Origin of the sequence: Vreelandella aquamarina (assembly GCF_900110265.1) — a bacterium.
GTDB lineage: Bacteria > Pseudomonadota > Gammaproteobacteria > Pseudomonadales > Halomonadaceae > Vreelandella > Vreelandella aquamarina.
The window spans coordinates 1-18,167 of the sequence record NZ_FODB01000014.1 but is presented as its reverse complement, the minus strand read 5'-3'; the positions used below and the strand labels follow the sequence as shown (position 1 = coordinate 18,167).

Genomic DNA, 18,167 nt, shown 5'->3' with positions numbered 1-18,167 from the left:
TCCGGTAAACGCCTAATGTACCAGTTGCCCCACGGTGCCCGCGAATCGCTGCTTGTTGCGATACGGGTAAACGTCGATCACCCGCCCCTCCAGAATTGCCCGCTGTAGCGCCAGCCAGTAGTCCGGGTCGAACAGCTCCGGGTGCTGCTCTGTGAACAGTGTGCGCAGTTCCGGGTTAGCAAACATAAACGGGCCAAACTCTTCAGGGAAGATATCGTTGGGGCCAATAGATAAACTGGCCCCGCCATCCATGTAACTGTCGTCCCCCTGGGATTTGGGAATATGGCGGAAGCGACACTCGGTGAGATAGCTCACCTCGTCGTAGTCGTAGAAAATCACCCGCCCATGGCGAGTGACGCCAAAATTCTTCAGCAGCATATCGCCAGGGAAAATATTCGCCGCCGCCATCTGCTTGATGGCGTTGCCGTAATCTTTTAGCACCATCACTCGCTCATCGGCGCTGCACTGCTCCAGGTAAATATTCAGCGGCGTCATCATTCGCTCGGTATAGCAGTGCTTAATGATCACTTTATCCTCTTTCAGCGACACCGTGGAGGGCGCGACCTCTAGCAGGTGGGCCAAACACTCCGGCTCGAAGTGGTCTTTGCGGACGATAAAGTTGGAGAACTCCTGGGTATCGGCCATCCGCCCCACCCGGTCGTGGCGCTTTACCAGCCGATACTTCTCTCGCACGATGGCGGGGGTGACCTCTTTGGCGGGGTCGAACTTATCCTTGATGATCTTGAACACGGTGCGGAAGCTCGGCAGCACAAATACCGCCATCACCATACCCCGCACCCCCGGCGCGATCATGAACCGCTCTTCGCGTTTAGCCACCTGCTGGTTCAGCGCGCGGAAAAATTCTGTTTTGCCATGTTTGAAAAAGCCAATGGCGGCGTACAGCTCGCCTTCCGGCTTGTGGGGCATCAGCTGTTTTAGGTAACCGACGAACTCCCCCGGCACCGGCACCTCTACCTGGAAATAGGCGCGGGTGAACGAGAAGATGATCGACACTTCATCGGTTTCGGTGAGGACCGTATCCAAATGCAGGCAGGGGTCGCCGCCCTGCTGCTCGCCATACCCTTCCCCATGTAGAATCGGCAGCACCAAGGGGACCTGCTCGCCGCCACCTAGAATGCGCCCCACCAGATACGCCCCTTTGTTGCGGTAAAACACGCTGTTGAGTAGCTCCACCTGGGCATCGTCTGCCTGCCAAATCGCAACAGGGAGCTGAGCTTCCAGCAATCCAGCGCCGAGCTGGCTGTCGCGCTCGACGTCGGCAAAGGGGGACTCGAACGGGGCTTCGCTCAGCGCCCAAGCGAGCGCCCCCGCCCAGTCGCCGTTGACGTAATGCCTGCGGCACAGCTCAATGCCCGAACGGTGCGCGGCATCCTCCCGGGAGCTGTATACAAACATCCAGTCGTTGCGGATATGGCGATGCTGAAACACCGAGCAGAACAGCGAATTAAAGAAGGTTTCCGCCAGCTCATAATCCAGCCGCTGGCTAATCAACTGAGCGTAGTGCCCTCGTGCTTCCCGCCATGTCTCACAGTGGGCCAGCACCTCCTGGGCAAAGGTGCGCTGTAATCGGTCGAGCGTCTCCTCGACTTTTTCACCGTACAGGTTGATCCGCGCGGCGGAGGCCTGCTGCGCTTCACGCCAGGCGGCATCGCGAAAACGGCGGCTGGCATCTGAGGTGATCTGCTTGAAACGCGCACGGTACTCATCGAAACCGTGCAGCACAGTGGCCGCTAGGCGATACGCGGGAGAGTGTTTCATCACGCTGGCTCACGTCGAAAGAGGGCTTCCCAGATTCCGTGAACGGCACACTACATACGAGACGACCTTAGTCCTGTCAGTGTCAGCCCTGTGAGTGCGACGCAATGGAGGCGACCTCCAGGCGAAACGGCCCGGCAGTGCGGTCGGCAATCAAGAAACCGAGCTGGTGAATAGTATGTGGGTCGAGAGGCGGCGCGCTGAAAAGCAGCGTGCCCCGTCGCACCGCCTTAAACTGCGCCCAGGTGAATTGATGCGTTTCCCACTGGTGAGCTTTAGGCGTGAAGGCCACGCGGTAAGCGCTTGCTTCGTCCAGCGCGCTGCTTTTGAGCCTTAGCTGATAGGTGCGACCATCGCCACGCACACGAAGCACAATTCCTTGGCCATGAGCCAGGGTCGGTTCAAAGCCGTTGGGTTCACGGCGCACTGAGGCAAAACCGCCGCCGTTTTCCAGCGATACCTCGCCACCAAAGCAGCCAGCGCCAGCGTCCACGCGAAAGCCGCTTTGGGACACGCCGCCCATCACGCCATCGTCCACGGCGTACCAGCGCCGCTGTTCTGACTCGGCCATGTTCGATTCGGTAAAGTTCAACATCCTTCAAGCTCCTCCTTGCCTGCCAATAACAACGCCTCTGAGCGAAAGCCCAGAGGCGCACTGCCGTGGTTCAGACTAGGCGATCTGCTGTGGTGATTACAATTTCGCGGAAGCGGCCTTCGGTGCGACAGGGTCGAGATCCTCAGGTGCTGCGGTGACCAGCGCGAACTCCTCTTCTGCGGTTTTCGCGACTAAATGATTTTTGCTGTAGAGGAAGTAGTAAGCCGCTCCAGCAATGAACAGCACGATGGTGTAGTTGAACGCGCGAGGGTCAAACGCGTAGACACCGGTCAACGCGACGAGCGAGAGCACCAACGCGATGCCTGAGGTCACCACGCCTCCCGGCGTTTTATAGGGGCGCGGCAGGTCGGGCTGTTTCACGCGCAGCAGAATATGGCTAAGCGCCATCAGCGCATAAGAGATAGTCGCCCCCACAACGGCCATGCCTAACATCAGATCGCCTTCCCCGCTCAGCGATGCAAGAAAGCCCAAAATACCGGGCACAATCAGCGCTAAGTAAGGCACTTTGCGCTCGCTGGTGAGCGATAGCGGTTTGGGTAAATAACCCGCCCGAGAGAGCGCGAATACCAGGCGGCTATAGCCATAAATAATCGAGAAGAACGACGCGATCAAACCCGCTAAGCCCAGCACGTTGACCAGGGTCGCCAGCGTGGGATTACCCGCCGCATTCAGCGCATCTACCAGCGGCACGCCGCTTTGGCCAATCATCTCAGCGCCCGCCGCACCGGCCAGCAGCACGACTACGAGCAGGGCGGTGAAGAGCAAGAACAGCATCGCACCAATGATGCCTTTGGGCATATCCCGGGCGGGATCTTTCGCCTCTTCGGCCGCCAGCGGCACACCCTCTACCGCCAGGAACAGCCACATGCCAAAAGGCAGCGCCGCCCAAATACCGTACCAGCCGAATGGCATGAAGGTGCTCGCCCCCGCCGCATCGGTGGGTGCAATATCAAACAGGTTGGCCGAATCGAAATCGCCGATCAGCGCCACGGCGGTGGCCAAAATGGCAAAGACCGCCAAACCGCTAATCACCATCATCACTTTTAGCGCTTCCCCCACACCCGCCAGGTGAATGCCAATAAACACCGCATAAAACAGCAGATACACCAGCGGCCCGTTAACGCCTAATAATGCTTCCACCGCCGAGCCAATAAAAATCACGATGGCCGCCGGGGCAAGCGCGTACTCAATCAATACCGCAAGCCCAGTCAAATAGCCGCCCGCAGGCCCCATGGCTTGGCGGGCAAAGCTGTAGCCGCCCCCTGCCGCGGGAATAGCGGCGGACATTTCTGCCAGCGCCAGCACTAGCGCTAGGTACATTAGCGCCATCAAACAAGCGGCAATCGCAAAGCCGCCCCAGCCCGCTTCGGCAATGCCAAAGTTCCAGCCCGCAAAGTCACCGGAAATCACGTAGGAAACCCCAAGGCCCGCGAGCAGCATCCAGCCTGCCGTACCTTTACGCAGCTGGCGCTTGGCCAGATACGCCTGATCAACCGTTGGTTGTGTCATCGTTTTGCCCTTTTCAGTGTGGAACGCAATGGGTGTCAGCGGCGTGCTGTGATCCTGGTTCCGTCTTGTTATTGGGAGAGCCGTCAGCGGTGTTATTGAAAATGTCGTCCGCGTTTTTGCGGCTGTTACCGTCAATCAGCCACAAGGAAATTACGAGTTGAACCGCTGCCGCCCTCCAAGACGTTGTCTTCGCTGCGGTCTTTTAGCTTCACGCCGGAGAGCTTGCGCTCCCGCGCCTCGGTTAACAGCAGCAGCAAGCGCCGGGCCGCCTCTTCATACGCAAGCCCAGCCGGGCGTACGTTGGAGATACAGTTACGTCGGTCATCTTTTAAACCCACTTCGGGGGCCCAGGTCATGTACAGCCCCAAACTATCTGGTGAGCTAAGGCCAGGGCGCTCGCCAACCATGACCAGCACCGCATCCGCGTTGAGTAGCGCGCCCACTTCGTCGCCAATTGCCACGCGCCCTTGCTCAACAAGGGTCAGCGGTGCGAGCTGCCATTCGTTCTTGTCGCGCCCGAATGCGTCATACAACGCGGTAAGAAACGGGACGCTGTTTTGCTGCACCGCCAGCGCCGAGAGGCCATCGACGATCACCACCGCCAGATCGAACCGTTGGCCGCTCTCTGCCGCCTGCTGCAGCGTCTGCCGGGATGCCTCGTTGAGGCGTCTGCCGTAGTCGGGCCGCTGCAGGTACATCGCACGGTCCTCTGCACGGCTGTGTACCGCAAGCGGTGCGGTGCTCAAGCCAAGCGCCTGGGTCAGCTCATCGGCGAGCACCTCACACTCCAGCGGGCAGTGAACCGCATCTTGGGCCTGGGCATGGGCGAGCTGAAACGCGAGCAGCTGTTTGGTGGGCAGGCTCACCCCCGCGCGCCCCAGACCAATGCGCGCGTCGGTAAAGGCGCGCAGGCGCTCCCAGGGGTTCTCAATGACGATCGGCGCAGTGGTTTCCTGCGTGGGTTGCTTAGGCATCTTAGTCGCTCCCCTTCGGCAAGTGGCGCAGGCTGTTGGTGAAGGCGGCGGGCAGCTGGTCGTTAAGACGGTGGGTACTCACATCTTGGAAGATCTGCATCTTGGCCAGCCACTGCTCAAATTCCGGCGCGGCTTTTAGCCCCAGCACCCGACGGGCATAGAGCGCATCGTGAAACGACGTGGTTTGATAGTTGAGCATGATGTCGTCAGAGCCGGGGATGCCCATCACGAAGTTGCAGCCCGCCACACCCAACAGCGTCAGCAGGTTGTCCATATCGTTTTGATCGGCGTTGGCGTGGTTGGTGTAGCACACGTCGCACCCCATCGGCACACCTAAGAGCTTGCCGCAGAAGTGATCCTCAAGGCCGGCGCGGGTGATCTCTTTACCGTCGTAGAGGTACTCGGGACCGATAAACCCGACCACCGTGTTGACCAGCAGCGGATTGAACTTACGTGCCACGGCGTAGGCCCGGGCTTCGCAGGTTTGCTGATCCAGCCCGTGGTGGGCGTCGGCGGAGAGCGAGCTGCCTTGGCCGGTTTCAAAATACATCACGTTGCGACCCACAGTGCCTCGGTTCAACGTTTGTGCAGCGGCTTCGGCTTCCGCCAGGGTGCTCAAATCGAACCCAAAGCTGCGGTTGGTGGCTTCGGTGCCGCCAATGGACTGAAACACCAGATCCACCGATGCGCCCTGTTCAATGGCTTCTAGCGTATTGGTCACGTGAGTCAGTACGCAGGATTGCGTAGGGATCTCGTATTTCTGGATCACGTCGTCCATCAGCCGCATCAGCTTGATGCTCTGGGCGACGTTATCGGTAGCCGGGTTGATACCAATCACCGCATCGCCGCTGCCATACAGCAGACCATCGAGAATACTCGCTGCGATGCCGGTGACGTCATCGGTGGGGTGATTGGGCTGTAAGCGGGTCGAAAGCCGTCCCGGCAGCCCAATGGTATTGCGAAATGCCGTGGTCACGTGGCATTTCTTCGCCACCAGCATGAGGTCCTGGTTGCGCATCAGCTTACTCACCGCCGCGGCCATTTCCGGCGTAATGCCGGGCCGGGCAGCGGCCAGCGCTTCACTGGTGGCGTGGTCCGAAAGCAGCCAGTTGCGAAAATCGCCTATGGTCAGGTGCTTCAGCGGCGCAAACGCCTCTGCATCGTGGTCGTCGATAATCAGGCGGGTGATTTCGTCCTGCTCGTAGGGGATCAGCGCGTCGTTCAAAAAGGTGGTGAGCGGCAGCTCCGCCAGCACCATTTGGGCGACGACCCGCTCTTCTGCCGATTCTGCCATCACCCCGGCAAGGCGGTCGCCCGAGCGCGGCGGCGTGGCTTTGGCCATCAGTTCGGCGAGCCCGCTAAAGCGATAGCGGCGGCTCCCCACCGTGGTGTGATAGGTCTGCGCCATGGGCCTTCCCTTCTCTTACCTGTTCGATACTCAAGGCGCGGTATGCGCGCTGAGGAACAAAACTTGCTTGTTCTCACAATAGCGCTATCACTTAACGGGGAGTATCGAGTTTTGGCAAAACACACCAAGGCTATAAAAACCAATAAGAAACAGCTGGTTAATAACGACAACAAGGCGTGGACGCGGTTGATTCACGCTGTCAGGAGCTGGTAATGACCTTGACGCCTACCCAAAGCGCACCAAAAAAGTGCATTCAAGAAGCGTTTGATGCCGATGAGCATGCGCAAAACCTCACCCGCTGGCAGCAGCAGTATGATCAGCTCACGCCTGGGCGGTTTTATGGGCGGCTGGATGAAATTGCGTTGCCTGCCATCCAGGTGTTCAAAGAGCACACCGGCCAAGCGCTGCGTCAGGATTGCCGGGTGTGGGAGGACTCCTTATGGCTGGGCATTCCAACCCGACCAGCGGGCTCGCGTATCAATGGGCAGCCACTCGACGCGCAGCAAGTGATGTGCCGCCCCGGCGGGCGCGATTTTGAATTGGTGACCCCGGAAGCCTTCGATATTTACGGGCTGGTGATACGTCTGCCAGCACTACATGCCGCTGCCGAACGCCAGGGCATCACGCTGGATGAGCAGTGGATGACCGCGCCCCGCCGGCATGTGAACCCTGCCACGCTGCGCGCCCTACTGTTTCTTTTGGAGCGGCTGTTAGGCCAACAGCAGGGAGCCATTGCTGAAAAGCTACATCAGGATATTCTTTTAACCGGCCTGCTGGAGCTATTAGATGCCCAACAGCCCTGTGGCGAGCTGCCTCCCAGCTACGCGCATCGCAAAGCCGTGGTCGACCGAGTCAAGCAGTACGTCGACGCGCATGTAGACACCCCCATCACCATGAACGCGCTGTGTGAACTGACCCATGTGAGCCGACGCACGCTGCAATATAGCTTTACGACGATTTTAGGCATTAGCCCATTGCAGTTTTTGAGGCTGACGCGCCTTAACCGAGTGCGGCGCGCCCTGCGCGCAGCTGAACCGCCACAAACAGTGACCGAGATTGCGACGTATTGGGGATTTTGGCACTTAGGGCAATTCACCCACGACTATAAGCAGCAGTTTGGTGAGTGCCCTTCGCAAACACTACAGGGGCCAGCCTAGCATCGCCGTTTATCTTATATATGAGAATGGATGCATTGACGACACTGTTTACCTTCTTAAAAAAGGGCTGCTGAGACAGCAGCCCCATAAGCCCGTTTGATGCTAGAACTCATAGAAAGCTTGGCCACGCGTTTTCGACAAGATTCCTCCACCGAAGAGTAACCAACACGACTATCCCGACTCTTTTGAGCTATCACTGCCTAACGTATCCGCTCCCCCCAACGCGACTGGCGGGGTTGCCAGCACCTTTGGTGCTTCTCTACGGTTCGTGCTATAGGTAGTGAGCGCTGCATTCAGCATGGCAGCCCCAACACTCGACGCCGTCCTGGCGCCCAGCTCACTCCCACCTTGCGAGGCCCTATGCTGAACACGACTTCCTGGAATCGTCTTCGCTACAGCGCCTACGCGCCTCTCTACGATGCGCTCGTAGCGCCCGCGTTGCGCAGACCAAGACGTGTCGCGCTCAGCCAAGTGGACTGGGAACCCGGTATGCGCGTTCTCTTGGTGGGAGCAGGGACGGGGCTGGACCTCCCCTTTTTGCCCCACGAGTTAGAAATACACCTGACCGATCTCACCCCTGCGATGGTCCGGCGCGCCAGCGCCAGGGCCGAGCGCTATCAGCGTGATGTGGCTTGTCATGTCATGGACGCCACCCAACTCGTCTATCCTGATGAACACTTCGATGTCGTCATCATGCACCTGATTTTGGCGGTCATGCCTCGCCCTGAGCAGGGTTTGGCAGAGGCCTATCGCGTACTGAAACCCGGCGGACAACTGTGCGTCATGGATAAATTCCAACCCGACACCCAACCTGCCGGGTGGGGGCGCCGCACGTTGAACGTATTCACTTCGATCATTGCGACCGATATCACGCGTCAAGCCAGCCCCATGATCCAACATGCTGGCTTTCGTATTCAGCGAGACGAGCCGGTACTCATGAACGGTCTGTTTCGTGCCCTGCTCGCCGTCAAATAGCGCTGTTTTATTGCTCATCGCTTGCAAAAACCTATGCAATAAAATTAATGCGTATAGCTTACGTTGCACAACCCGTGGGGCACTGGGGTTTGCCTGCTCTCTATTCGAAAACGTCAATGATGAGGACGCGCCATGCCCAAAGCCGCCGTAAAGCGCTTTCGTCGCCTGCCAGAGGACGAACAGTCTCGCGTCATCGAAATGGCCTGGGAAGATCGCACGCCTTTTGAAGCGATCGAACGGCTATTTGGTTTAGGGGAACCCGATGTGATCGAGGTCATGCGCTACCAGATGACCCCAGGCTCATTCCGCCTATGGCGCAAGCGGGTCACGGGCCGCACTACCAAACATCAGTCGCTTCGCTCGCCCGATGTGATGAGAGGCTACTGCCCTACCCAGTACAAACGTTAACGCCACTGTCTTATTGTCCCACTCTCTCTTATCTTACTCACTAGGAAGGAACAGAGAGGCGAAGACCATTTTCAGCGCCCCAATAATGTTATATTATCACATAACATATACTATGAAAGGTCTTGGCAATGTCGTTGCTTTCTCCCTTACCCGTGACCGTGCTTTCCGGCTTTTTAGGTGCCGGCAAAACCACCGTGCTCAACCATATCCTGGCGAACCGTGAAGGCCTCCGGGTGGCGGTGATCGTCAATGACATGAGCGACGTCAATATCGATGGTGCCCTGGTACGCGGCGGCCCAGGCGAGTCAACACTCGACAGTAATGTTGCGCTCAACCGCGCAGACGAGCGCTTGGTCGAAATGAGCAATGGCTGCATCTGCTGCACCCTGCGTGAAGATCTGTTGGTCGAGGTCAGCCAACTGGCCCGTGAAGGTAAGTTTGATTACCTGGTGATCGAGTCGACCGGTATTTCTGAACCGCTGCCTGTCGCCGAAACCTTCACCTTTGAAGATGAGAGTGGTCAAAGCCTTTCCCACGTTGCCCGGCTAGACACCCTCGTGACGGTGGTGGACGGGGCTAACTTCCTCGCCCAATACCAGCAAGCGCAAAGCCTTGAAGAGGTCGGAGAGAGCCTGGGCGAAGAGGACGAACGTAACGTCGCAGACCTGTTGGTCGACCAAATTGAGTTTTGCAATGTCCTACTGATTAGCAAGACCGACCTGATCACTGAGAAAGAGCTGGACGCTTTGAAAGCGATTCTACGCTCGCTCAATCCCGACGCAGACATCGTGCCCATCACCCAAGGTGGCGTGCCGCTAGAAAAAGTGCTGAATACAGGCAAGTTCAACTTTGAACACGCGCAGCAAGCGCCCGGCTGGCTGAAAGAGCTACGTGGCGAACACATCCCCGAAACCGAAGAGTACGGTATTGGCAGCTTCGCCTACCACGCTCGCCGCCCTTTTCACCCTCAAAAGTTTCACGACCTGTTAAACGCCGAATGGTTTGGCAAAGGCCTGCTACGCTCGAAAGGTTTCTTCTGGCTGGCGACTCGCCCCCGTTACGCAGGCCAGTGGAGCCAGGCAGGTGGCATTGCCCATCACGGCCCGGCGGGCGTGTTCTGGAAAGCCATTCCTGAAGCCGACTGGCCAGAGGACCCGGAGTATCGCCAATTCATTATGGAGAAGTGGCAGGAGCCGTTTGGCGATATGCGCCAAGAGCTGGTATTTATCGGCCAAAACCTAGATGAGGCCAGAATGCGTGAAGCGCTGGACGGCTGCCTGCTCAGCGAGGCGGAGCTTTTGGAAGGTATGAAGGTATGGCAGCAACTGCCCGATCCATTCCCAGCCTGGGAGTGACAAAACCACGCCACACCGACACCACCCCAGCACTGGCCGGATGCGCCAACGCTTGCCAAGCGTCATAGGTGGTAAAGAACACTTGGCCGGTGAGCTCGTGGTAGAACGCCGTGTGCGTTAGGCGATCCATCACCGGCCCTTTCACCTCGGCCAAGTGGAGCATGGCACCGGCGTCTTTCAGCCGACCGTTGATCGCCTCCAGGCTCTCCAGGGCCGAAGCATCGATGACATTCACTGCCTGACAGGTGAGGACAATGTGCTTGATCGACGGCGAGCGGGCGGCCAGCGCCATGACGGTATCTTCAAGATAGCGGGCGTTGGCAAAATAGAGGCTTTCATCAATGCGCAGCATGGCGACATGCTCGTCGGTTTCTACCTGATGGCGCTTCACGTTACGGAAATGCTCGGTACCCGGCACCCGCCCTACCACCGCACTATGGGGCTGGCTGGTGCGGTAAAGGTGTAGCCCCAGCGAGAGCACCACCCCGCTGATAATGCCCACTTCCACGCTGTGCAGAAGGGTCAGCAGCAAAGTAGCGACCATCGCCACCCCGTCACTGCGGGAGTATTGCCAGGTCCGCTTTACCGCAGGCAAATCAATCAACGTCCCCACTGCCACGATAATTGTGGCGGCCAGCGTGGCGGTGGGTAAAAAGGCCAGTAAGTCAGTGAGTAGCAGCGTCGCCAACACAATCCCAAGCGCGGTAAACGCCCCCGCCAGCGGCGTTGCTGCCCCGGCTTCAAAATTGACCACCGAGCGCGAAAAACCGCCCGACACCGGCGAGCCGCCGCTAATGCCAGCGCCAAGATTCGCCATGCCGAGCGCAATCAGCTCTTGGTTGGGGTCGATACGCTGACGACGCTTGGCGGCCAGGGTCTGCGCCACGGACACCGACTCTACAAACCCTACCAAGCTGATCAGCAGCGCCGCCGGGAGCAGGCCGAGCCACAGCGATTGATCCAGACTCGGCAGCGTAATGGCAGGCAGGCCACTAGGCACAAAGCCCACCAAATCGACCCCGCGCTGCTCTAGTTGGAAGCCCCAGGCCAACAGCGTGGTCACTACCACGGCCGAAATAGGCGCGGCTTTGACCATTAACCCTGCCCAACTGGCAGGCATTCCCAGCTTGGTCAGCCAACCATTCAGGCGCTTGCGACACACCCATAGATACGCCCAAACGCCAAGGCCAATCAGCAGCGTGATGACATTCACCTGCTGCCACTGATCCAATAGCGCTCTCAGCAGTTCCACCACGTTATGGCCGGATGCTTCGACCCCAAAAATGTGCTTCAACTGGCTGATCGCGATCAAAATCCCCGAGGCGGTCACAAACCCGGAGATCACCGGATGGCTGAGAAAGTTGACTAAAAAGCCCAGCCGAAGCACGCCCATGGCGATAAGAATCAGCCCAGAGAGCGCGGCCAGCACCAGCGCCGCACCGATATACTCCGGGCTGCCCGGCGCGGCAAAACTGCTCAGCGCCGAGGCCGTCATGAGTGCTGCCACCGCCACCGGCCCTACTGCCAAACTCGCGCTGGTGCCAAAGACGGCGTACAGCACCAGCGGCAGCATGCTGGCATAGAGCCCCATTTCCGGCGGCAACCCTGCCAGCATGGCGTAGGCCAGCGCTTGCGGCACCAGCATCAGCGTGACGATCACCGCGGCAAGTACATCCCGCGTGAGCAAGCCCCGATGATACGTTCGCAGCCAGCCGATTAGCGGCACCCAGCGCTCAATGATCATGATGCAGTCTCATAATAGGTATCTGCTGATACGGGGCCTTCGTACTAGGGTTTCACGCGTCTTCGCTTTTTATTGGGAGCTTCGTTCAAGGCCATGGCGCTGATCTTCCAAGTCAACCCCTGCCGCATGGGCCGCCGCAAACAGCTCCGCCAAATCGCACTGCTCGTGCTGACGCTTGGCGTAGGCCCACAGGTGCGTGGCCCGCTTACCTGAGCGGCAAAATGCCAATAGCGGGCGCGGCAGTTGTTGGAGCGCTTCAGCAAAGACGCGGATGTCAGCCTCACTGTACTCGCCTGGCTTCACGGGGATATGCACCCAGGCAAGGCCAAGCTGCTCAGCTTTTTCGCGGTAGCGCGCCTCGTCGGGAAAATCTTCGCTCTCACCCTCGATGCGGTTACACACCACCGCGTGAAAACCACGGGCTTTTACCTCTTCCAACTCATCCAACGTCAGCGCTGAGGTGATCTCAACGCCTGGCTCCAATGGCTTCGTTTGCATGACCACACCTCCTATTGGTTTGGATAACATCAATCCCAGGCCGCACCTTCCAGGGCATCCAGGGGGATTTTTAGATAGCGCTTGCCGTTGGCTTCTGGTTCCGGCAAACGGCCGCCGCGAGTATTCACCTGCAGCGCGTGCAAAATCAGCTTGGGCATGGGCAGCTCGCCATCCCGCTGGTGGCGCAGGGCGATGTACGCCTCCTCGCTTTTGCCAACCAAGTGCGGGTTGTTGGCTCGCTGCTCATCGACGCTGCTCTGCCACTTTGGCTCACGGCCATCGGGCATATAGTCGTGGCCGGTGAACAGCCGCGTATTGCCCGGTAGTGCGAGAATCTGCTGGATGGAGTTCCATAGGGACTTGGCATCCCCACCGGGAAAATCGGCGCGCGCCGTCCCAAAATCAGGCTGGAAAAGGGTGTCATGCACAAAGGCGGCATCACCGATGACGTAGGTGATGGAGGCCAGCGTATGGCCAGGCGAGTGCAGCACGCGGGCGCTGAGTTCTCCAATGGCAAACGTATCGCCCTCCACAAACAGCGTGTCCCACTGGCGGCCATCGGTGGGCATCTCTGGCCAGTGATAAATCTCCTTCCATAGTGCCTGCACTTGGGTGACGTACTGGCCAATCGCCGTCGGTGCGCCAGTTTTCTCTTTTAGGTACTGGGCTGCTGAAAAGTGGTCCGCGTGGGGGTGCGTATCCAGAATCCACGCCACTGTCAGTCCCTCTTCCTCGATATATTTCAACAGCGCGTCAGCGCAAAAGGTGGCCGTTGCGCCAGACTTTTCGTCGAAATCCAGCACCGGGTCAATAATCGCGCACTGTTTGGTAGCGGGGTCGCTGACGATGTATTGAACGCTAAAGGTGCGCGGATCAAAAAAGCCCGCCACGTCGGGTGACCCCGCACCGGTGCTTTGAGATAGGGCGAAGGTCTTCATGCTTATCTCCTAGATACGTGAGTATGTATGCTTGACGCTTATGCGCCAACTATTGTTATAAAGATAGCTAATTATTGAATATAAGCAATCACCACCACAAAAATGCCGCCTCCCTGGCAACAGGGGGCGGCAATCCATAAGAGTACTAGTGGCGCAATCGATACGGGCTAAAACGCCTTCTCCAACGCAAAGCGCGGCTGGGTGCTCCCCTCTTTCGTCACGCTCTCCGTGAACATCGCTAGCGGGCGCACCCAGAGGCCGTAGTCGCCGTAGAGCGCGCGGTAGACCACCAGCGGCTCTTCGCTTTCGCTGTGCTGGGCGGTGCCCACCACCTCGTAAAGGCTGCCTTTGTAGTGGCGGTAAATACCGGGAACGGGGGTGGTCATTCGTTTTCCTCTTGGATGGCTTGAGTGACGGTAGGCTGATTGGCTTTTTTGGCGAGGCGCTCAAGCACCTTTGAAGCGGCCACGAAGCCAAAGGTGCCGGTGAGAAACGTCGCGGCGCCAAAGCCTGAAGCGCAGTCCAGCCGTGTAGCCTCGTTGCTGCCGGGCTTTTGCAGGCACACTTCGCCGTCGGCACTGGGGTAGATCAACTGCTCGTCGGAGTAGACGCACTCCACCGAGAAACGCCGTTTAGGGTTACGGGAGAAGCCGTAATCCCGGCGCAATCTTGAGCGCACTTTGGAGAGCAGCGGGTCGTGCTCGGTGCGGGTCAAATCCGCCACTTGAATGCGCGTGGGGTCGGTTTGCCCGCCCGCTGCGCCGGTGACGGTAATCGGGATTTTGCGTCGCTTGCACCAGGCGATTAGCGCCGCTTTGGCAATCACGCTATCAATGGCATCCACCACATGGTCGGCATCCTCAGGAATGCGCTCGGCTAGGTTGGTGGGCGTGACGAAAGCGGTATCCGCGATGATCTCGATCTCGGGAGCAATCAGGCGGCAGCGCTCGGCCAGCACGTCTACTTTGGGCTGGCCAATCGTGCCATCCAGCGCATGGAGCTGGCGGTTGACGTTGGAGACACACACGTCGTCCAGATCGATCAGCGTAAGCTTGCCGATGCCCGAGCGGGCGAGCGCCTCGACCGCCCAGCTACCCACGCCGCCAACCCCGACCACCACCACATGGGCACGGCGAAATGCCTGCACCGCACGCTGGCCGTAAAGGCGCCGAATACCGCCAAAGCGGAAGTCATAATCGCTAGAGGAAGTCGTGGATTCATTCAATAACATGGGCAGGCTCACAGTGCTTGCAGGGCAGAAGGCGTGGCAATGGGCGGCGTTCGCACGCTATCTAGCGGTAAATGCCCCTGCCAGCCAAACTGCTCGAACAGGTTTTTCATCGTCTCATCCACGGCGCAGCTGAGCTGAATGCGTTTATCAAGCAGCGGGTGATCAAACGCTAAATAGGTCGCGGCGAGCAGCAGCCGCGAGGCGGCCAGCTGCTCGGCAAAAAAGCGGTTGTGGACACTTTTGCCGTGCTTGGCGTCGCCAATGATCGGGTAGCCACGGCGGGATAAGTGGCGGCGTATTTGGTGCCGTCGACCGGTCAGCGGCCGCGCTTCCACCAGCGAGTAGCGCGCCACCGGGTAGCGGTCTACCTGCACGGGTAGCTCGACGCTATCCAAGCAGCGAATATCGGTCATCGCGGGCATGGCAGGCATCTCCGCCTTGGGGCGCGTGCCATCCTCCTCCCGTAACGGGTAATCCAACCGCTCCTGCTCTGGTGCTTTGCCGCGCACTACCGCGAGGTAGCGCTTCTCCACTTGACGTTCGCTAAAGCCCTCGCTGAGCAGGGCGGCCACCTCAGAGGAGAGACCAAACACCATCACGCCGGAGGTAGGCCGGTCCAGCCGGTGCACCGGGTAGACCCGCTTGCCCAACTGGTCGCGTAGGCGCTGGAGCAGAAATTCGGTTTCTCCCCGCGCCAGGGCGGAGCGGTGCACCAGCAGTCCCGAAGGCTTATGCACGGCAACGAGGTGCTCATCCTGATAGAGGATGTTAAGTGGCGGCATGGAACTCCTTGATACATAGGCAGAGCATTTGGACATGAAACAGAAACAGGGGCGTACACAGGCGCATAAAATAGAGGTGCGGAATAGCCAAGCTATTGTCGCGGCTTGGCGCGCTCATGTCATCCGTTGCCAGCACGCTAGGCGGAGATTTCGTCGCCATTGGCAGAGTAGCGGTAGGCCAACTACTGTTAAAGAGTGCCCTTTGTGAGGGCTTCCACGGAAAAGGAAAGGAGCAATTATTATGCGCTATTCACTACCCCTTACCGGTATCGCGGCGGGTGTGCTGCTGGCCACCACGGTACAGGCCAATGAACCGCTTAATGTTGAAATACATAAGGTCAGCGCCGACGGTGTGGAGGAGTCCATCGGCACAGTGGCCGTTGAGCATACCGAGCATGGCGTGCTGCTCACCCCTTCGCTCACCGGTTTAGAGCCGGGGGTTTACGGCTTTCACGTCCATCAAAATGCCAGCTGTGAGCCCGCTGAGAACGACAGCGGCGAAATGACCGCCGCGCTGTCAGCTGGCGGCCACTACGACCCAGAAGAGGCGGGCACCCACCAAGGCCCCTACGGTGACGGCCACTTGGGCGACCTGCCTGTACTCACCGTCAATGGCGATGGCGAAGCCAATCTGCCGTTACTGGCCCCACGCCTCAGTATGGAAGATATGCCGGGCCGCAGCCTGATGATTCATGCTGGTGGCGACACTTACGCGGATGAGCCCCACCTCGGCGGCGGCGGCGCCCGCATGGCTTGCGGCGTTGTCTCCTCTTAACCCTCAATTTGATGGCATTTTCACTTCGGGCAGCCAAACGGTTGCCCGTTTTTCTTTGTTAATCAGCCACTAAAGTCGCAGACCACTAAAGTCGTAAAGCACTAACCGGTACGTCTCTGTACATTCACCCAGGCTAAATAAGCGCGGCTTGCTGCATGGCTGTTCGCTTGACACCCTCCCTGACCAGTTGAGTGCTTTCTATGATTACGTTCATTTTCTCGATAGTGCTATTAGTCGTGGGTTACTTTACCTACGGCAAGTTCGTCGAGCGCGTGTTTGTCGCCGATCGTAAGCGTCAAACACCGGCGTTCAGTATGCGCGACGACATCGACTATGTACCGATGAATACCACGCGCAACTCGCTCATTCAGCTGCTGAACATTGCTGGGGTAGGCCCCATTTTCGGCCCTATCCTGGGTGCTCTCTATGGTCCGGTGGCGTTTGTGTGGATCGTGATTGGCTGTATTTTTGCAGGCGCGGTTCACGACTACCTAACTGGCATGATCTCCATCCGTAACCACGGCGCTCACCTGCCCCAGTTGGCGGGCAAATTCCTGGGCAAAACGATGAAGCACGTGGTGAATGGCTTTGCGATTTTACTGCTGCTATTGGTCGGCACCGTGTTCGTGACCTCTCCGGCGGCCCTGCTCGCTAACATGACATCGCTGTCGCTGACGCTTATCATCCTGGCGATTTTTGCCTACTACCTGATTGCCACGCTGCTGCCGATTGATAAAGTGATTGGGCGTATTTACCCCTACTTCGGCGCGCTTTTGCTGTTCAGCGCCGCTGGCATCGGCATTGGTTTGGTGGTAACCGGCGCGCCTATCCCGGAGCTCTCTTTCCAGAACATGCACCCGGATAATGCACCGATCTTCCCGCTGCTGTTCCTGACCATCTCCTGCGGTGCGCTTTCCGGCTTCCACGCCACACAGACGCCAATCATTTCGCGCACTACTGAAAACGAAACCAACGGACGCAAAATCTTCTACGGCATGATGATCGCTGAAGGCGTGATTGCCATGATTTGGGCAGCGGCGGCCATGAGCCTGTTCCAAGGTGAACAGTCGCTTTCCGATGTATTAGCAGCAGGCGGCCCTGCCGCTGTTGTGGGCGAAGTCTCTACCACCATGCTGGGCGCCGTTGGTGGCACCCTGGCCGTGCTGGGTGTCATTGTGCTGCCGATCACCTCCGGCGATACCGCCTTCCGCAGCGCTCGGATGATTATTGCCGACTATTTGAAAGTAGAGCAGAAGCCTATCGTTAAGCGCATCCTGATTGCGCTGCCGCTGTTTGTGGCGTCTTACGCGCTCACCCATATGGACTTCACGCTGCTGTGGCGCTACTTCTCCTGGGCCAACCAAACCACCGCCGTGATTGCGCTCTGGACCGGCACGATGTATCTGGTGCTATCGCGTAAGCCTTACCTGATCACTTCGATTCCGGCGGTATTTATGACCATGGCGACCTTCACCTACCTCGCCTATGCGCCGATTGGCTTTAACCTGCCGCTGCAAACCAGCTATATCGTGGCGGCACTTGGCACGCTGGTCTGCATTGCGCTGTTTATGAAGCGCGTACGCCGCCTGAGCCGCGCCACCTTTAGCGTGGATGAGCCGGTGCCAGGTGCGCTGGATCAAGACGCTACGCTGGCCACTAGCAGTCGGTAAATATCAGGTCAACACTTTGCATTGAATCGGGTAGGGGCCGGGGTCACCCCCGGCGCCCTCCCACACCACCGGGCATACGGTTCCGTACCACGGCGGTTCATGAAGAACGACTAAGCCATCTTACCGTATCGAGTACCGAGATCAGACCCAGACGGTCGAACCACTTCCGTGGCAGGGCCTGATTCATGTGCGACGCTCCGGCGTTCCACCAAGGGCCTCGACCATTTCCCGCTGACTTCCAGGCACGTTGCTCGTCCAGACCCAGTGCCAGGAGTTTCCGGCGCCGGGTTTGTGGGCGCTTCCATTGCCGCCAGATCACGCAACGTAGTCGGCGTCGCATCCATTGATCCA

At 58.6% G+C, this 18,167-nt stretch carries 18 protein-coding genes; 6 read left to right on the top strand and 12 right to left on the bottom strand.

Annotated features, from left to right (window positions below; all coding sequences use genetic code 11):
- Positions 1 to 12 precede the first annotated feature (12 nt).
- The 5 genes from aceK to BMY49_RS05465 all read right to left on the bottom strand — a co-directional run bounded on the left by aceK (position 13) and on the right by BMY49_RS05465 (position 6,283).
- Positions 13 to 1,779: a bifunctional isocitrate dehydrogenase kinase/phosphatase gene (gene aceK, locus BMY49_RS05485; RefSeq protein WP_089675162.1), complete on the bottom strand. Its 1,767-nt coding sequence runs from the start codon at positions 1,777 to 1,779 to the stop codon at positions 13 to 15.
- A gap of 82 nt (positions 1,780 to 1,861) precedes the next feature.
- A complete protein-coding gene (locus BMY49_RS05480; protein ID WP_062373239.1) occupies positions 1,862 to 2,371 on the bottom strand; it encodes a CIA30 family protein in 510 nt (169 codons plus the stop codon).
- Between the two features lie 96 nt (positions 2,372 to 2,467).
- Complete coding sequence (gene eat, locus BMY49_RS05475) at positions 2,468 to 3,901, bottom strand: ethanolamine permease (protein ID WP_044630510.1); 1,434 nt, start codon at positions 3,899 to 3,901, stop codon at positions 2,468 to 2,470.
- Between the two features lie 131 nt (positions 3,902 to 4,032).
- Positions 4,033 to 4,875 carry an ethanolamine ammonia-lyase subunit EutC gene (gene eutC, locus BMY49_RS05470; RefSeq protein WP_089675161.1) on the bottom strand — a complete coding sequence of 281 codons (843 nt, stop codon included), beginning with the start codon at positions 4,873 to 4,875 and terminating at the stop codon, positions 4,033 to 4,035.
- 1 nt (position 4,876) lies between these two features.
- Positions 4,877 to 6,283 carry an ethanolamine ammonia-lyase subunit EutB gene (locus tag BMY49_RS05465; RefSeq protein WP_089675160.1) on the bottom strand — a complete coding sequence of 469 codons (1,407 nt, stop codon included), beginning with the start codon at positions 6,281 to 6,283 and terminating at the stop codon, positions 4,877 to 4,879.
- 212 nt (positions 6,284 to 6,495) lie between these two features.
- On the opposite strand from BMY49_RS05465, the gene BMY49_RS05460 reads away from it, so the two are divergent.
- From BMY49_RS05460 to zigA, 4 genes are all read left to right on the top strand, one after another.
- Positions 6,496 to 7,440: a helix-turn-helix domain-containing protein gene (locus BMY49_RS05460; protein ID WP_062359952.1), complete on the top strand. Its 945-nt coding sequence runs from the start codon at positions 6,496 to 6,498 to the stop codon at positions 7,438 to 7,440.
- Between the two features lie 360 nt (positions 7,441 to 7,800).
- Positions 7,801 to 8,415, top strand: coding sequence for a class I SAM-dependent methyltransferase (locus BMY49_RS05455; protein ID WP_044630515.1), 615 nt, complete (start codon positions 7,801 to 7,803; stop codon positions 8,413 to 8,415).
- A 132-nt stretch (positions 8,416 to 8,547) separates the two neighbouring features.
- On the top strand, positions 8,548 to 8,823 hold the full coding sequence (locus tag BMY49_RS05450; protein WP_044630516.1) for a TIGR03643 family protein: 276 nt from the start codon (positions 8,548 to 8,550) through the stop codon (positions 8,821 to 8,823).
- Between the two features lie 128 nt (positions 8,824 to 8,951).
- Positions 8,952 to 10,178: a zinc metallochaperone GTPase ZigA gene (gene zigA, locus BMY49_RS05445; protein ID WP_089675159.1), complete on the top strand. Its 1,227-nt coding sequence runs from the start codon at positions 8,952 to 8,954 to the stop codon at positions 10,176 to 10,178.
- Here the strand turns inward: zigA and BMY49_RS05440 are convergent.
- The 7 genes from BMY49_RS05440 to BMY49_RS17390 form a co-directional block, all read right to left on the bottom strand.
- Positions 10,105 to 11,922 (bottom strand): SulP family inorganic anion transporter, encoded by a 1,818-nt coding sequence (locus BMY49_RS05440; protein ID WP_244154920.1) that lies wholly within the window; start codon positions 11,920 to 11,922, stop codon positions 10,105 to 10,107. The genes zigA and BMY49_RS05440 overlap by 74 nt on opposite strands.
- Before the next feature lie 69 nt (positions 11,923 to 11,991).
- The gene (locus tag BMY49_RS05435) at positions 11,992 to 12,420 is read right to left on the bottom strand and encodes a protein tyrosine phosphatase family protein (protein WP_089675158.1); all 429 of its coding nucleotides are present in this window, start codon (positions 12,418 to 12,420) and stop codon (positions 11,992 to 11,994) included.
- Positions 12,421 to 12,449: 29 nt separating this feature from the next.
- Positions 12,450 to 13,358, bottom strand: a complete 909-nt coding sequence (locus BMY49_RS05430; RefSeq protein WP_062373251.1) for an MBL fold metallo-hydrolase — start codon at positions 13,356 to 13,358, stop codon at positions 12,450 to 12,452.
- A 167-nt stretch (positions 13,359 to 13,525) separates the two neighbouring features.
- Positions 13,526 to 13,744: a DUF1653 domain-containing protein gene (locus tag BMY49_RS05425; RefSeq protein ID WP_089675157.1), complete on the bottom strand. Its 219-nt coding sequence runs from the start codon at positions 13,742 to 13,744 to the stop codon at positions 13,526 to 13,528.
- Entirely contained in the window at positions 13,741 to 14,589 is an 849-nt protein-coding gene (tcdA, locus tag BMY49_RS05420) for a tRNA cyclic N6-threonylcarbamoyladenosine(37) synthase TcdA (protein ID WP_089675156.1), read from the bottom strand. The genes BMY49_RS05425 and tcdA overlap by 4 nt, the downstream gene beginning before the upstream one ends.
- A gap of 8 nt (positions 14,590 to 14,597) precedes the next feature.
- The gene (locus tag BMY49_RS05415) at positions 14,598 to 15,371 is read right to left on the bottom strand and encodes a pseudouridine synthase (protein WP_089675155.1); all 774 of its coding nucleotides are present in this window, start codon (positions 15,369 to 15,371) and stop codon (positions 14,598 to 14,600) included.
- Complete coding sequence (locus BMY49_RS17390; protein WP_164834377.1) at positions 15,358 to 15,531, bottom strand: hypothetical protein; 174 nt, start codon at positions 15,529 to 15,531, stop codon at positions 15,358 to 15,360. Before BMY49_RS17390 ends, BMY49_RS05415 begins: the two co-directional genes overlap by 14 nt.
- Before the next feature lie 81 nt (positions 15,532 to 15,612).
- On the opposite strand from BMY49_RS17390, the gene sodC reads away from it, so the two are divergent.
- Complete coding sequence (gene sodC, locus BMY49_RS05410) at positions 15,613 to 16,146, top strand: superoxide dismutase family protein (protein WP_089675154.1); 534 nt, start codon at positions 15,613 to 15,615, stop codon at positions 16,144 to 16,146.
- A 200-nt stretch (positions 16,147 to 16,346) separates the two neighbouring features.
- The gene (locus tag BMY49_RS05405; protein WP_089675153.1) at positions 16,347 to 17,816 is read left to right on the top strand and encodes a carbon starvation CstA family protein; all 1,470 of its coding nucleotides are present in this window, start codon (positions 16,347 to 16,349) and stop codon (positions 17,814 to 17,816) included.
- Positions 17,817 to 18,167 lie beyond the last annotated feature (351 nt).